Source organism: Nocardiopsis sp. CNZ308 (genome assembly GCF_004217075.1).
Window position 1 is genome coordinate 2,823,315 of record NZ_SHKJ01000001.1, and the last position, 14,392, is coordinate 2,837,706.

The following is a 14,392-nucleotide window of genomic DNA, read 5'->3' on the forward strand; positions in this document are numbered from 1 at the left end:
CTCCTTCCTCGACTCGACCCGGGATCAGGACTGCTGGTTGCCCTGGGTGCCCTTGTTGTCCTCGTCGACGATCTCGGCGTCCACGACGTCCGCGTCGTCGGCGGAGCCCTGGGCGCCCTGGGCGGCGTCGCCCTCGGTGCCCTGCTGGCCCTGGCTGTAGATGGCGGAGCCGATCTTCTGGCTGGCCAGCGCGACCTTCTCGCTCGCGGTGCGGATGGCCTCCACGTCGGAGCCCTCCAGCGCGGTCTTCAGCTCGGCGACGGCGGCCTCGGTCTCGGAGCGCACGTCCGCCGGGACCTTGTCCTCGTTGTCCTTGATGACCTTCTCGGTCTGGTAGACGAGGGACTCGGCGTTGTTGCGGACCTCGGCCTCCTCGCGGCGCTTGCGGTCCTCCTCCGCGTACTGCTCGGCCTCGCGGACCATCTTGTCGATGTCGTCCTTGGACATCGCGGAGCCGCCGGAGATGGTGACGGACTGCTCCTTGCCGGTGCCCAGGTCCTTCGCGGTGACGCTGACGATGCCGTTGGCGTCGATGTCGAAGGCGACCTCGATCTGCGGGACGCCGCGCGGCGCCGGGGGCAGACCGGTCAGGTCGAAGACGCCCAGCTTCTTGTTGTACTGGGCGATGTCGCGCTCACCCTGGTACACCTGGATCTGCACGGACGGCTGGTTGTCGTCGGCCGTCGTGAAGATCTCGGAGCGCTTGGTCGGGATGGTCGTGTTGCGCTCGATGAGCTTGGTGAACACGCCGCCCTTGGTCTCGATGCCCAGCGACAGCGGGGTGACGTCCAGCAGCAGGACGTCCTTGACCTCGCCCTTGAGCACACCGGCCTGGAGCGAGGCGCCGATGGCCACGACCTCGTCCGGGTTGACGCCCTTGTTGGGGTCCTTGCCGGTCATCTCCTTGACCAGGTCCACGATGGCGGGCATACGGGTGGAGCCGCCGACCATGACCACGTGGTGGATCTGGTCCAGGCTGATCCCGGCGTCCTTGAGGACCTGCTGGAACGGGGTCTTGGTCCGCTCGACCAGGTCGGCGGTCAGGCGCTGGAACTCGGCGCGGGAGAGCTTCTCGTCCAGGTGCAGCGGGCCCTCGGCCGAGGCCGTGATGTAGGGCAGGTTGATCGCCGACTCGCTGGAGCTGGACAGCTCGATCTTGGTCTTCTCCGCGGCCTCGCGCAGGCGCTGGAGGGCCATCTTGTCCTTGGACAGGTCCACGCCGTTGGAGTTCTTGAAGCGCTCGACCAGCCAGTCGACGATGGCCTGGTCCCAGTCGTCGCCGCCCAGGTGGTTGTCGCCGTTGGTCGCCTTGACCTCCACGACGCCGTCGCCGACCTCCAGGAGGGAGACGTCGAAGGTGCCGCCACCGAGGTCGTAGACCAGGATGGTGGCCTCGTCCTCCTTCTCCAGGTGGTAGGCCAGCGCGGCCGAGGTCGGCTCGTTGATGATGCGCAGGACGTTGAGGCCCGCGATGGTGCCGGCCTCCTTGGTGGCCTGGCGCTGGGAGTCGCTGAAGTAGGCCGGGACGGTGATGACCGCGTCGGTCACGTCCTCGCCCAGGTAGGCCTCGGCGTCGCGCTTGAGCTTCTGGAGCACGAAGGCGCTGATCTGCTGGGGGTTGAAGGTCTTGTCGTCGATCTTCACCGTCCAGTCGGTGCCGATGTGGCGCTTGACCGAGCGGATGGTGCGGTCGACGTTGGTGACCGCCTGGCGCTTGGCGACCTCGCCGACGAGCACCTCACCGTTCTTGGCGAAGGCGACGACGGACGGGGTGGTACGGGCGCCCTCGGCGTTGGCGATGACCGTGGGCTCGCCGCCCTCCAGGACCGCGACACACGAGTTCGTCGTACCGAGGTCGATTCCGACCGCACGTGCCATGGTTGCTTCCTCCGTCAAAGTTGAGTCGTTCAGACGTAATTTTGCTTCGTCGGTTGAGGGCTGTCAAGTCAGTTGAGTTGACCCGACTCAAGTTGGTTCCTACGTCCTGACAACGGGCGGCCGGACCGGGATGTTCCCGACCTGGGCACTCTGATCGGGGATATGGGCGAACCCCGGGACAAGTCGGGGAGAACCTTGACCCGCAAGATCAGGGAGGGTCGGGGTTCCCCTGGGGTGGCTTCGGGGACTGCGATCGCCGGCGGCCTCGCAGACGCGGTCACCGGAGGGGCGCCTTCCGGTCAAGCGGAGGGAAACGCCCGTGTCGCGGCGCCGGGCGCCCCCGGTCGGCGGCCGACGATGGCCCTGCCGCCGACGCGCTGGTGCCGACGGGCGGCGACCGCCGCGGCGGCCTCCCGCCGCGTCCGCCGTACCCCTGAAACGGAGACGCCCGTGACTCCCAAGGCCCTGCTCGCCTCCGCTCTCGCCGCCGCTGCGCTGCTGCCCGCGCTGGGCGCCGCCCCCGCGTCCGCCCAGGACGAACCGCGGTTGACCGGGGACACCACCGCACCCGTCGTGGAGTCCTCACCGCCCGCCGCGGAGGCCCCACCGTCCACCGGCGGCGTCGAGCTGCGGCCGGGGGAGACCGCCGCGACCTCCGGCGACGGTTCCGCGACGGCCGGGGACGCTGCCGCGACCGCCGGGGAGGGCCCCGGGTCCGCCGGGGACGCTGGGGACGCTGGGGACGCCGGGGACGCCGGGGACGCTGGGGACGCTGGGGACGCCGGGGACGCCGGGGACGCCTTCTCGTCCACGTACCGGCACAACACCTTCGAGCGCCCGGCCGCGGGCACCGCCTACACCCTCGACGAATGGGAGAAGGACGGCTGGTACGCCTCCAGCGCCAGGGGCCTGGAGGAGCGCGCCGTCATCGACGACTCGGTGCCCGCCCACGGGGGCGGACAGTCGCTGCGCGTGCTCTACCCCGAGGGGAGGATCGGCGCGCAGGAGTCCGGCGGGCTGGCGCCGTTCCAGCTCTCCCCGGCGCGCGAGTACTACCTGTCCTTCTGGGCGCGCCTGGGCGAGGACTTCAGCTGGGGTACCACCTCGTTCGGCGGAAAGCTGGGCTTCGGGCTGGCCGGGGGCGCGGGCTGCTCGGGCGGGGACGTCTGCACGGGCGAGAACGGCTACAGCTCGCGCGTGGTCTGGCGCCGCGACGGCAAGGCGGAGCTGTACTACTACCACATGGACAAGGCGGGCGAGTTCGGCGACTCCGAGCCCCTCGTCGCGGACGGGTCCGTCGTCCACCTCCCCCGGGGCGAGTGGGTGCACATCGCCCAGCGGGTCCGCGTCAACACGGTCACCGACGGCCGCGCCGAGCCCGACGGGGAGATCGAGGTCTTCTACAACGGCGAGCCCGCCGCGCTGGTCACCGGCCTTCGCCTGGTGACCGACGACGACCTGGTGGACAAGGCCTACCTCTCGACCTTCTTCGGCGGCTCCACCGAGGGCTTCGCCCCGGCCCACGACAGCTACGTCTGGTACGACGACCTGAAGGTGTCCACCTCGCGCGCCGACATCTGCGAGCTCGGCGGCTGCGCCTGAGCGCCGACGGCCCCGCCCGGCCCGCTCCGCCGGGGCCCGTCCGGGGCGGGCCCCGGCGGAGCGCGGCCCGGCGTCCGCTCCGGGGAGCCGTCCCCAGGCGGAGGGTGGGCGTTGTCGGAGGCCGGGTCCCTTCGCGAGACTGGAAGACGGGGGGTCCCACGGAGTCCCCGGCTTCGCCGTGCCCGCGCGCCGCTCGTGGGGGGCAGTCCCCGCGCGCCGCGCGCCGTTCGCGGGGATGGTTCCCGCGCGCCGCGCGCCGTTCTCGGGGGCGGCCTCCGGGTGGCGGGGCGGCCCGGCGGAGGCCCCCGGCGGCGGCCCCCGGGCGCGACCCCGCCCGAGGCACCCCGCCGGAGGCGCCCGGGGGTTGTCCACAGCCGCGGATCCGTGGTTGTTCCACTCCCGGCGATGCCGCAACCTGGTAGTAGGGGAGAGACGGTGAAGTCACCGATACCCCCGTCGAGTCGTCCCGCGTCCGCCGTCCGCTACATATAGGACGTGCGGTGTGCCCGAGTCCCGTTCGGGCGCACCCGCGCGGTCCTGTCACACCGGCACCGGCGCCCGCGCCGGGCGGCACCGACGTACGCGCGCCGACCGGGTTCCGCGACCCGGCGGCCCGCGGCGACGGCGACGGGGGTGTCCGGCCCACCCGTGGTGGGGCATCCGGTGGCGACCGCGGCATTACTCGCTAGTAACATATAGTTCGACCCCCGGTGTGTGGCGCACCGGACGACGAAGCAGGATGGGAGGCCACGGACGATGCTGTACCTGACACTGGGCATCATCACCTCGGTCTTCGCCGTGGTCGCGTTCACCATGTTCGCTCTGGGTATCCGCCAGATCGTGCGAACCGTGGGTGTGGGCCGCTCGGTGGAGCCGGAGCGCAAGGGGCCGTTCGGACAGCGGTTCACCATGGCGCTCATCGAGATCCTCGGGCACGGGCGGATGCTCAAGCGGCCGTGGATCGGCGTCGCCCACTGGTTCGTCATGGTCTCGTTCCCGCTGCTGGTCTTCACCGTCGTGGAGGCCCAGGGCGAGGTCTTCGACCCGCACTTCAAGCTGCCGATCATCTACGACTGGGCCCTGTACGGCCTGGCCATCGAGCTCATCGCCGCGGCCAGCCTCGTCGGCATCGTCGGCCTGACGGTCTACCGCCTGCTCAACGGGCCCAAGCGCCTGGGCCGCCAGTCCCGGTTCGCCAACTCCCGGCACTGGACCGCGTACTACGTCGAGGCCTACCTGTGGGGCCTGCTGATCTCGATCTTCGTGATCCGCGGTCTCAAGTCGGCCATGGGCGACTTCCCGTTCCCGGCCTGGGCGACGCCGATCTCCACCGGCCTCGGCGCGATCCTGCCCGGCGACCCCGCGATCGCCGAGCCCGCCATCGCGCTGGTCGCCGCGTTCAAGCTGATCATCAGCTACCTGTTCTTCGTGGTCATCGCCCGCGTGCTCACCATGGGCATCGGCTGGCACCGCTTCCTCGCGCCGGTCAACATCTACTTCAAGCGCAACGCCGACGGTTCCCCGTCCCTGGGCGCGGCCAAGCAGATGATGGACAAGTCCGGCACCAAGCCCCTCGACTTCGAGGAGGCCGACCCCGACGAGGACCCGTTCGGCGCGGGCAAGCTGGAGGACTTCACCTGGAAGGGCCTCCTGGACTTCACCACCTGCACCGAGTGCGGGCGCTGCCAGTCCCAGTGCCCCGCCTGGAACACGGGCAAGCCGCTCTCGCCCAAGAAGGTCATCCTCGACCTCCAGCAGCACACCTACGAGAAGGCCCCGTACCTGCTCCAGGGCATCACCGAGGAGACCCTCGCCGAGAAGCCCGACGAGAGCCACGCGGGCGTGGACGTCCTCGCCCTCCTCAACCGGCCGCTGGTCGGCACCGAGGAGGAGAACGGCGTCATCCACCCCGACGAGCTGTGGGCCTGCACCAACTGCGGCGCCTGCGTCGAGCAGTGCCCGGTGGACATCGAGCACATCGACCACATCCTCGACATGCGCCGCTACCAGGTGATGGTCGAGTCCAACTTCCCGTCCGAGGCCAACACGCTCCTCAAGAACCTGGAGAACAAGGCCAACCCGTGGGGCATGGCCGAGGACCGGCGCATGGACTGGATCGAGGAGCTGGCCTCCCGGGAGGAGAACCCGGTCGAGGTCCAGGTCGTCGAGGACAAGCTCCCCGAGGGCACCGAGTACCTGTTCTGGGTCGGCTGCGCCGGTGCCCTGGAGGACCGCGCCAAGAAGACCACCAAGGCCATCGCCGAGCTGCTCGACATGGCGGGCGTCAAGTTCGCCGTGCTGGGCGGGATGGAGGCCTGCACCGGTGACCCCGCGCGCCGCCTGGGCATGGAGTACGTCTTCCAGATGCTCGCCCAGCAGAACGTGGAGACGCTGAACGAGGCCGGTGTCACCAAGATCGTGGCCAGCTGCCCGCACTGCTTCAACACGCTCGCCAACGAGTACCCGCAGCTCGGCGGCACCTACGAGGTCGTGCACCACAGCCAGCTGCTGGCCAAGCTCGTGGAGGAGGGCAGGCTCACGCCGGTCAACTCCGTGGAGGAGAACATCACCTACCACGACCCCTGCTTCCTGGGCCGCCACAACAAGGTGTACACGCCGCCGCGCGACATCATGGCGCAGGTGCCCGGCGTCAAGACGCAGGAGATGCACCGCCACAAGGAGCGGGGCTTCTGCTGCGGCGCCGGCGGCGCCCGCATGTGGATGGAGGAGCGGATCGGCAAGCGCATCAACACCGAGCGGGTGGACGAGGCGCTGACCACCAACCCCGACACCGTCTCCACCGCGTGCCCGTTCTGCCAGGTCATGCTCGGCGACGCGATCAACGAGAAGAAGTCGCAGGGCGAGGCGAAGGAGACGCTGGAGGTCGTGGACGTCTCCCAGCTGCTGCTGCGCTCGGTCCGGGGCGAGGCCCCCAAGGAGGAGGCCGAGACCGCCGACGCCCAGGGCTGACGCGGGGGTCCGGACGAGGGCATCAAGCCCGCGCGGGGGCCGGGGAGCCGACAGCACGGTCGGCGCCCCGGCCCCCGCGCCGTTCACCGGCGGTCCGGCGCGCACCGTGCCCGGTCTCCGTGTCCCGTCCGCGCGCTCCGGGCCGTGACGGCTCGCGGGGAGGGCCGGAGCCGCTGGCGGCGAGGGGCCGTTCGGCGGCCGGGGACAGAGCCGTTCACAGGGCGGAGGCGGCGCCGCCCACGGCCGGGGGCAGGGGCGCTTCCAGACCGGGGGCGGAACCGCTCACGGCGAGGCGGCGAGGTGTTCGTCGAGGAACCCGTCCAGGCCGTGCCGGGTGACCTGGCTGGCGAACCCTCCCCAGTTGAGGTCGAACATGTGCTCCGCCCAGGGGATCTCCAGGTGCCGGTGCGGGACCCCGGCAGCGTCGAGCCGGGCGGCGAGGCGGCGGTTGTCCTCCGGCCCCAGGAACAGGTCGTGGCCGGGCGTGATCAGCATCGTGGGCGGAACCTCCGGCGAGACGTACGTGATGGGCGAGCTCATCGCGTACTCCTCGGGCAGCTCCGCCACGGAGCCGCCCATCAGGCGCTCGCTCTCCTCCAGGAGGTCGCCGCCCATCGGGGAGTTGCGCTGGCGCCAGGGCACCTCGGGCGCCCCGGCGGTGCCGTCGGCCACCGCGTACCAGGCCACGACCGCGTCGACGCCGGTGTCGGGCACGTCGCAGCTCGGGGGGATCTCCTCGTCCGAGCCGTACCCGGCCAGGAGGGCGAGCAGGCCGCCCGCCGACTGGCCGGTGACGGCGACCCGGTCGGGGTCGGCCCCGTACTCCGCGGCGTGCTCACGGGCCCAGCCGATCGCGCACTTGACGTCGGAGACCGGCACCGACCAGTCGCCGTCGGGGAAGTAGCGGTAGTCGACGTCGAACACCACGTACCCGCTGTCGGCCAGCCACACGTCCCAGCGGGGGAGGAGGCTCTGCGGCAGGTCGTCCGCGCCTCCGTGGACGTTCACCACGATCGGCAGCGGGGCGTCCCCCCGCCGCCGCTCGGGCTCCCACACGTCCAGTTCCAGCTCCTGCGGGTCGGAGGCGTCCCCGACCGCTGACTCGCCGGTGCGCAGGTAGACGCGGGTCTCGGGCGCGCGGTCGGCGCTCGTGGCGAGTCCGGCGGCGTACTCGCCGAGGTCGAGCCGGGCGCCCTCGGCGCGGGCGGTGGACCAGACCGACGCGGGCGGGACGAGGGCGGCGACCAGCACCGCGCCGTTGGCCGCGGCTGCCGTCACGGCGAGGCGCCGACGCCGCACCGCTCCCCTGCTTCCCGCGTCCGGACGCCGCCCGGTGTCCTTGCGCGGGCGCGGCCGCCCCGCCGCGAGCAGGGCCGGGACCAGGCCGACGACAGCCAGGGCGGCGAACACCAGGCTGAACTCCAGTACCAGCAGTCCGTACTGCCAGGCGTCCCACGAGGGCGGCGGCAGCAGGACGAGCGCGGCGGCGCCCGCGCCGACAAGCGCGGTCGTGCCCGCGAGGGCGGTCGCCAGCCAGCGGGCGGCCGCGGCGGCGCGGTTCCGTCGGTCCATGGTCTCCCCTTCGAGAACTCCTTCGATACGTTCGTATCGATACGAACGTATCAGAACGGGGGGTGTGTCAGAATGTGGCCGTGCCCAGGTACGTGGACAAGGACGGACGCCGCCGACAGGTGGCCGCCGCCCTGCACCGGATCGCCGCCCGCGAGGGCCTGGAGAGCGTCAGCATCCGCACCGTGGCGGCCGAGGCCGGACTCTCCGTCGGAGCCGTCCAGCGCGACTTCGGGACCAAGGAGGCGCTTCTCCTCTTCGCCATGCACGAGGTCGTCGACGCGGTCTCCGCGCGGCTCGCCCGGGTGCGGATCGGCCCGGGGCTGCTGTCCTTCGCCGAGGGGCTGCGGCAGGTGCTCACCGACCTGCTGCCGACCGACGACGAGCGTCTGGCCGAGGCCCGCGTCTGGTCGGCGTTCTACGCCCGCGCGGCCGTGGACGCCGAGTTCGCGGAGGTCCTGGCCGGGTTCGACGTCCGGGCCCGCGCCGCTCTGCGCGCCGCCGTCGGCTGGGCGGGCGAGCAGGGGGAACTGGCCCCCGGGCAGGACCCGGACGCCCTGGTGGAACTCCTGCTGGTCCTGGTGGACGGGATCTGGCTCAGCGCCGTCCGCCAGCCCCCGGGCACCCCGCTGGACGCCCAGCGCGCCGCGGTGGAGGCGGCGGTCGCGGCGGTCACGCGCGGGTAGACGTCCCGTGTGGGCGGACCTCCCGTGCGGGGACCGCCCGCGCCGGTGCCGTCCCCGTGAACGCGGTGCGGGGGAGGGGCTTCCAGGGAAGGGTGATTTAGGTTAGCCTTACCTGACTGTCTTCTATTCGAGGTGGTCGCCCGTGAACGCCCCCGTTCCCCCTCCCGCCGATCGCGCCCGTTCCACCCTGGCCCGCGGCGGTCCGGTGACCGTGGCGGCGGCCACGGACCGGTTCGGCGAGGCGGGGACCGTGCACCTGGAGGACGCCCCCTGCCACGTGCACGCCGACGGCGCCGTGAGCCTCCTGCTGCCCGACGGCCACCCGCTCACGGACCCCCGCCCCAGGGGCCCCGTGGTGATGGCGGAGTTCACCGACCTGTCGCCCGTGCTGATGCGCGACAGGGTGCGGGCGGTGCTGTGGGTGAGCGGCGCGGTGGAGGCCCTGGAGCACGCCCACGCCCGCGTCCGCGCGGCCCGGCTGCCCGAGGCCGCCACCGACGACCGGCTGCTGGAGATCGGGCACGGCCTGACGATGGTGGTCCTGCGCACCGCCCTGGTGGTCCAGTCCGACCACGACGGGGCCCACGTGCTCGATCCGGCCGAACTGGCCGCCGCGCGCCCCGACCCGTTCTGCCTCTGGGAGGCGCCCTGGCTGCGCCACCTCGACGAGGACCACCCGGACCTGGTGGGCGACCTGCTGGCCGCCGCTCCCGGCGCCGCGCGCGGAGGCCGGCCCCGGCCCCTGGGCGTGGACCGCCTCGGGCTGCGGCTGCGGGTGGAGGCCGCGCGGGGCCACCACGACGTGCACCTGCCCTTCACCCGCCCGGCGCGCACCCCCGACGACGTCGCCGTCCAGGTGCACCGGCTGGCCGGACACCCCGTCCCCCAGGGCTACGACCGCGGATGAGCGGTCGCCGGAAGGCGGGCGCGGCCGAGGGCCCCGAGGGCGCGGCCACGACCGCGCACCAGCGGCCGCCGCACCGGCCCGATGACATTTGTCAGTGCGCGCGCCGGTAGGTTCCCCCGTGCGGCCGGTGATAACGGCGTCTGTTCCGCGTGGGCCGCTCCGCGGGAACCTGGGGACATGACGACGACAGAGAGCACCGCAGCGACCGGCCCCGGCCGACAGGACGCCACCGGCCCGGCGGTGGTCGTCCGCGACCTCCACCAGCACTACGGCGACTTCGAGGCGGTCAAGGGGGTCTCCTTCGAGATCCACCCCGGCGAGCTCTTCGCCCTCCTCGGGACCAACGGCGCGGGCAAGACCACCACCATCGAGACGATGGAGGGCTTCCGCCGCCCCAGCTCCGGCAGTGTCCGGGTCTTCGGCCTCGACCCCTACGGCCAGCCCGCCGGAGTCCGGGAGCGCACCAACGCCGTCCTCCAGGGCAGCGGCCTGCTGGAGGACCTGAGCGTCACCGAGACCCTGCACCTGGCCCGCGACCTCGCGGCCACGCCCAGGGACACGGACGAGACGCTGGAGCTGGTCGGCCTCGCCGACAAGCGCGGGATCGCGGTCCGCCAGCTGTCCGGAGGGCAGAAGCGCCGCCTGGACCTGGCGCTGGCACTGCTGACCAGGCCCGAGGTCCTGTACCTGGACGAGCCCACCACCGGCATGGACGCCGAGGGCCGCATCGAGACCTGGCGCATCGTCAACGACCTCAAGCGGGAGGGCGTGGCGGTCCTGCTCACCACCCACTACCTGGAGGAGGCCGAGCGGCTCGCCGACCGGCTGGCGATCATGCACCGCGGCGAGGTCCGCGTGGAGGGGACGATCCAGGAGGTCCTCGCGGGCTGGGGCGACCGGGTGAGCTTCGTGCTGCCCCCGAACGTGCGCACCGCCAACCTGCCCCGCGTCGAGGGCGCGGACGTCTCCGTGGAGACGCGCGGCCAGGCGCTGTGGGCCACCTACACGGTCACGCGGGGGGACGTCGAGGAGCGGGCGCACCACGCGGTGGCCGCGCTCATGTCCTGGGCCGTGGAGAACGGCACCGTCCTGCGCAGCCTCCAGGTGCGCAGCGCCTCCCTGGAGGACGTGTTCCTCCGGGTCGCCGACGGCGCCGCCGACCTGGTCTGACGCGCGCCGCAGCGCTCCGTGCCCCCCGCCCCAGAGCCCTTCGAGGAGACACCGCGATGACCGCGAACACCACCGCCCCCGCCACTCACGCCACCGGCGTCCGGCCCACCGTCAGCTGGACCAGGCAGGCCGTCCGCCTGGCCCGGACCGAGTTCACCCTGTTCGCCCGGTACAAGACCGCCTGGATGTACCTGGCCCTGCCGCTCTTCTTCGCCTTCATGACCACGAGCCTCCCCGACGACGAGGTCGTCCCCGGCTTCGGGATGGGGCAGATGGCCATGGTCGCCACCATCGGATCCATCGGGCTCATCCTGGGCGTCGGCCACCCCTCCAACGTGTTCACCGCGCGGAGGGAGTCCCTGGTCCTCAAGCGGCTGCGGGTCAGCGGGGTGTCCCAGCTGGCGGTCTTCGGCGGCGTCATCGGGGCCGTGGTGGTCTTCTCCCTGGCGATCACGGTGGTGGTGGCCGCCCTGGTCCTCGTCTTCTTCGGCAACCTTCCCCGGGACCCGCTGATGCTCGTCGTCGCCGTGGTCCTCAGCTCCGTCATGTTCTCCCTGATGGGGCTGCTCATCACCCCGATCGTCCGCAACGCCGAGTCCGCCCAGATGATCTCGATGCTGCCCATGCTGGTCCTGCTGTTCGTGGGCGGCGGTCTCATCCCGCTGGAGTTCCTGCCGGAGACCGCTCGCGTGATCATCGGCTTCGTCCCCTCCGTTCCCGCCGGGGAGATGGCGCAGACCGCCTACTCCGGCTACGACGCCTTCCGGGGCTTCGGGGACGGGCAGGAGAAGGGTTACCTCGCCCTGTGGGCCGCGGCCCTGCCCTCCATCGGGATCATGCTCGCCTGGATCGCGGTGCTGGCCCTGCTGGTGCGCCGCTACTTCAGGTGGGACCCCCGCCAGCCGTAGGGCGGGCGCGGGGCGCCGGGGAGGCCGGGGACGGACGGCCTGCCCCGGCCTTTTCCGTGCACGCCCGGAAAGGCCTGTGGACAACCGTTCGGAGGGGGCCGCGGCTTCTACGGTGGTTGTGGTGCGGCCGACGGCGGTCGCGGAGGAGCCGTCGGCCACGGCGGAGGAGAGGAGGAGCGGTGGGTACCCGGGACACGTTCACCGCCGGGCACGGGTCAGCGGACTCGGCGGTCCCCTCTCCCGTTCCAGGGGCCGACGCGGGCATGAACCCCCGTTTCCTGCGCAGGCTCCGGTTCGCGCGGTGGTGCATCCTGTGGACGTTGGGCTCGCTGGCGCTGATGGTGCCTTTCGCGCCGTTCATGGAACTGCTCCTGTCCGGGGTCCGCTCCGTCGGCTCGGAGGACGGGTCCAGGACCTGGCCTCCCGCGGTGTCCACCGCGGTCGCCCTGTTGTGCGCGCTGCTGTGCCTGTGCATGATCCGGAGCCGGGTGGACGGGAGGAGGACCGCCGACCCCCGGCTCTACTGGGGCTCGCTCGCTCTGCTCTTCCCGGTGTGCCTCCTCATACAGGTCACGCCGTACGTCTTCCTCACCTGCACGTGTTGGTGGGGGTGGCGGCCTTCTCCGCCCCCTGGAGGCGTTCCCTCCTCGTCGGCCTCGCCCTGCTGGTGCTGCCCTGGCTGCACCCGTCCGTCACACTGGTGGACCTACCCCTCTTCGTGCTGGTGTTCTCCAGCCTGTTCTCAGTGGGCTGGACCCTCATGATCTGGTTCGTCGCCCTGACCATGTTCCGCCTGTGGGAGGCCACAAAAGAGGCTCTGGAGGGGGAGCACGCCCGCACCCGGCTGGCGGTGAGCGAGGAGCGGCTCCGGTTCGCCCAGGACATGCAGGGGGTGATCGGCCAGGGCCTGAGCGCGCTCGAAGCCAGGGCCAGACGGGCCGAGCTGCTGCTGGAGAGCGATCCGGCGGGCTCCGCGGCCGAGATCAACGAGGTGCACGAGCTGGCGCGACGGGTGCTCCAGCAGGTGAGGTCGGCGGTCAGCGACTACCGGGGTGTGGACCTGGCCGCGGAGGTCGAGTCGATCGGCGCGGTCCTGCGCGCCAACGGCACCGAGACCGTGGTCACCGGAACGGCGGCCCCGGAACGGTTCCCGGCCGTGACCGCGCTGGCCGCCCGGGTGCTGCGCGAGGGGGCCACCAACGTCCTGCGGCACAGCGACGCCCGCCGCTGCCGGATCTCCTTCTCCGTGGACGGGGACACCGGGCGCGGGGGGAGGTCTCTCGTGGTGGAGGTGTCCAACGACCGTGCGCGCGGCGGCCCGGAGGACGGCGCGGCCTCGGCCAGCGGTCTGGCCGGGCTCTCCGAACGCGTCGCACGGGAGGGTGGCACACTGTCGGCGACCCGTACGGACGACGGCGGTTTCCTGCTCAGAGCCGTTCTTCCGCTGTCCGGCGGAGTCCACCACACCGAGGAGTCACGTTGAGCGACCACGGCACGCCCACCGCCGAGTACACCGCCTCCGACCGGGAGGGCGACCGCAGGGTCCGCTTCGCCCGGCGCATCGTCATCGTCTCGGTGGGCTTCACCTCGCTGCTCGTCGTGGGGATGCCCCTGATCGACGTGGTCACGGCCGCGGCCTCGGAGTGGCCCCTGTGGCGCTCCCTGACCGGGGTGGTCGCCTCCGTGCCGATCGCCGTGCTGCTGATCGTGATGCTCCGGGCCAGGCTGGACGGCAGGCGAAACCCGGACCCGCGCGCCTACTGGACCTCGCTCGGACTGATCGTCGTGGTCGCCCTGTGCCTCCAGGAGCCGATCAACACCGTGTTCTTCCTGGCCGCGTGGTGGGGGACCGGGGTCTTCCTCGCCCCGCGCAGGCGCAGCGCGTACGTCACCGCCGCCCTGCTGGCGCTGCCCTGGCTCGTGGTCCCCTTCTACGGGTTCGAGACGCGGTTCCAGCCGCTCCTCTACCTGCTGGTGTGGCTGGTGATGATCTTCAGCGGGCTGATGTTCGCCGGGGCCTCGCTCTCCATGATCTGGCTGTGGGACATCAGCCGCGAGGCCGTCGCGGGACAGCGGGCCCGCGCCCAGCTCGCGGTGAGCGAGGAGCGGCTCCGCTTCGCCCGCGACATGCACGACCTGCTCGGGCACAGCCTCTCCGCGCTCGCGGTCAAGGCCCAGCTGGCCGGGCGGCTCGTGGAGCGGGACCCCGGCCGGGCGGGCGCGGAGATGGCGGAGGTGCAGGTGCTCGCCAGACAGGCGCTCCAGCAGGTGAGGTCGGCGGTCAGCGGCTACCGGGAGGTCGACCTGGCGGGCGAGACGGAGGCCGTCCGCGCGGTCCTCGACGCGGGGGGCACCAGGACGGTCACCACCGGGCTGGAGGGACTGGACCTGCCGCCGCGGACCGCGGCGCTCGCCGCCTGGGTGGTGCGCGAGGGCGGCACGAACGTCCTGCGGCACAGCGACGCCCACGAGTGCCAGATCAGCTTCACCCTCGCCCGTGACAGCGCCGCGGGCCCCCGGACGCTCGTGGTCGAGGTGTTCAACGACCGCGCCCGGGGCGGCGGCCAGGGCGGGAGGGAGTCGGGCAACGGGCTCGCCGGCCTGTCCGAGCGGGTGGCCATGGGCGGCGGCACCCTCTCCGCGGCCCGCACCCCGGAGGGGGGCTTCCTGCTCCGCGCGGTCCTGCCGCTCTGACCCCCCGG

The 14,392-nt window shown here is 72.4% G+C and carries 10 protein-coding genes; 8 read left to right on the top strand and 2 right to left on the bottom strand.

Features of this window, described 5'->3' with window-relative positions:
• Window positions 1–24: 24 nt before the first annotated feature.
• Window positions 25–1,878, bottom strand: coding sequence for a molecular chaperone DnaK (dnaK, locus tag EV372_RS12285; protein ID WP_130396104.1), 1,854 nt, complete (start codon window positions 1,876–1,878; stop codon window positions 25–27).
• A gap of 450 nt (window positions 1,879–2,328) precedes the next feature.
• On the opposite strand from dnaK, the gene EV372_RS12290 reads away from it, so the two are divergent.
• Complete coding sequence (locus tag EV372_RS12290; protein WP_130396105.1) at window positions 2,329–3,480, top strand: polysaccharide lyase; 1,152 nt, start codon at window positions 2,329–2,331, stop codon at window positions 3,478–3,480.
• 756 nt (window positions 3,481–4,236) lie between these two features.
• Complete coding sequence (locus EV372_RS12295) at window positions 4,237–6,450, top strand: (Fe-S)-binding protein (protein WP_130396106.1); 2,214 nt, start codon at window positions 4,237–4,239, stop codon at window positions 6,448–6,450.
• Window positions 6,451–6,732: 282 nt separating this feature from the next.
• Here EV372_RS12295 and EV372_RS12300 read toward each other — a convergent pair whose 3' ends face one another.
• Window positions 6,733–8,022, bottom strand: coding sequence for an alpha/beta hydrolase (locus tag EV372_RS12300; RefSeq protein WP_130396107.1), 1,290 nt, complete (start codon window positions 8,020–8,022; stop codon window positions 6,733–6,735).
• Window positions 8,023–8,096: 74 nt separating this feature from the next.
• Here EV372_RS12300 and EV372_RS12305 point away from each other — a divergent pair, with 74 nt between their 5' ends.
• The 6 genes from EV372_RS12305 (at window position 8,097) to EV372_RS12330 (ending at window position 14,384) form a co-directional block, all read left to right on the top strand.
• Entirely contained in the window at window positions 8,097–8,705 is a 609-nt protein-coding gene (locus tag EV372_RS12305) for a TetR/AcrR family transcriptional regulator (RefSeq protein ID WP_130396108.1), read from the top strand.
• A gap of 142 nt (window positions 8,706–8,847) precedes the next feature.
• Window positions 8,848–9,612 carry a DUF2470 domain-containing protein gene (locus EV372_RS12310; protein WP_130396109.1) on the top strand — a complete coding sequence of 255 codons (765 nt, stop codon included), beginning with the start codon at window positions 8,848–8,850 and terminating at the stop codon, window positions 9,610–9,612.
• Window positions 9,613–9,789: 177 nt separating this feature from the next.
• The gene (locus EV372_RS12315) at window positions 9,790–10,782 is read left to right on the top strand and encodes an ABC transporter ATP-binding protein (RefSeq protein WP_130396110.1); all 993 of its coding nucleotides are present in this window, start codon (window positions 9,790–9,792) and stop codon (window positions 10,780–10,782) included.
• Window positions 10,783–10,838: 56 nt separating this feature from the next.
• Window positions 10,839–11,690, top strand: a complete 852-nt coding sequence (locus tag EV372_RS12320; RefSeq protein ID WP_130396111.1) for an ABC transporter permease — start codon at window positions 10,839–10,841, stop codon at window positions 11,688–11,690.
• Window positions 11,691–12,288: 598 nt separating this feature from the next.
• Window positions 12,289–13,173 (top strand): sensor histidine kinase, encoded by an 885-nt coding sequence (locus EV372_RS12325; RefSeq protein WP_486484399.1) that lies wholly within the window; start codon window positions 12,289–12,291, stop codon window positions 13,171–13,173.
• Window positions 13,170–14,384 (top strand): histidine kinase, encoded by a 1,215-nt coding sequence (locus EV372_RS12330; protein WP_130396112.1) that lies wholly within the window; start codon window positions 13,170–13,172, stop codon window positions 14,382–14,384. Before EV372_RS12325 ends, EV372_RS12330 begins: the two co-directional genes overlap by 4 nt.
• The last annotated feature ends 8 nt before the right edge of the window (window positions 14,385–14,392 follow it).

Excerpts from the sequence above, each read along its gene's own strand:
- dnaK (WP_130396104.1), bottom strand. The coding sequence starts at position 1,878 with ATGGCACGTGCGGTCGGAATCGACCTCGGTACGACGAACTCGTGTGTC.
- EV372_RS12320 (WP_130396111.1), top strand. The coding sequence starts at position 10,839 with ATGACCGCGAACACCACCGCCCCCGCCACTCACGCCACCGGCGTCCGG.
- EV372_RS12300 (WP_130396107.1), bottom strand. The coding sequence starts at position 8,022 with ATGGACCGACGGAACCGCGCCGCCGCGGCCGCCCGCTGGCTGGCGACC.
- EV372_RS12295 (WP_130396106.1), top strand. The coding sequence starts at position 4,237 with ATGCTGTACCTGACACTGGGCATCATCACCTCGGTCTTCGCCGTGGTC.
- EV372_RS12315 (WP_130396110.1), top strand. The coding sequence starts at position 9,790 with ATGACGACGACAGAGAGCACCGCAGCGACCGGCCCCGGCCGACAGGAC.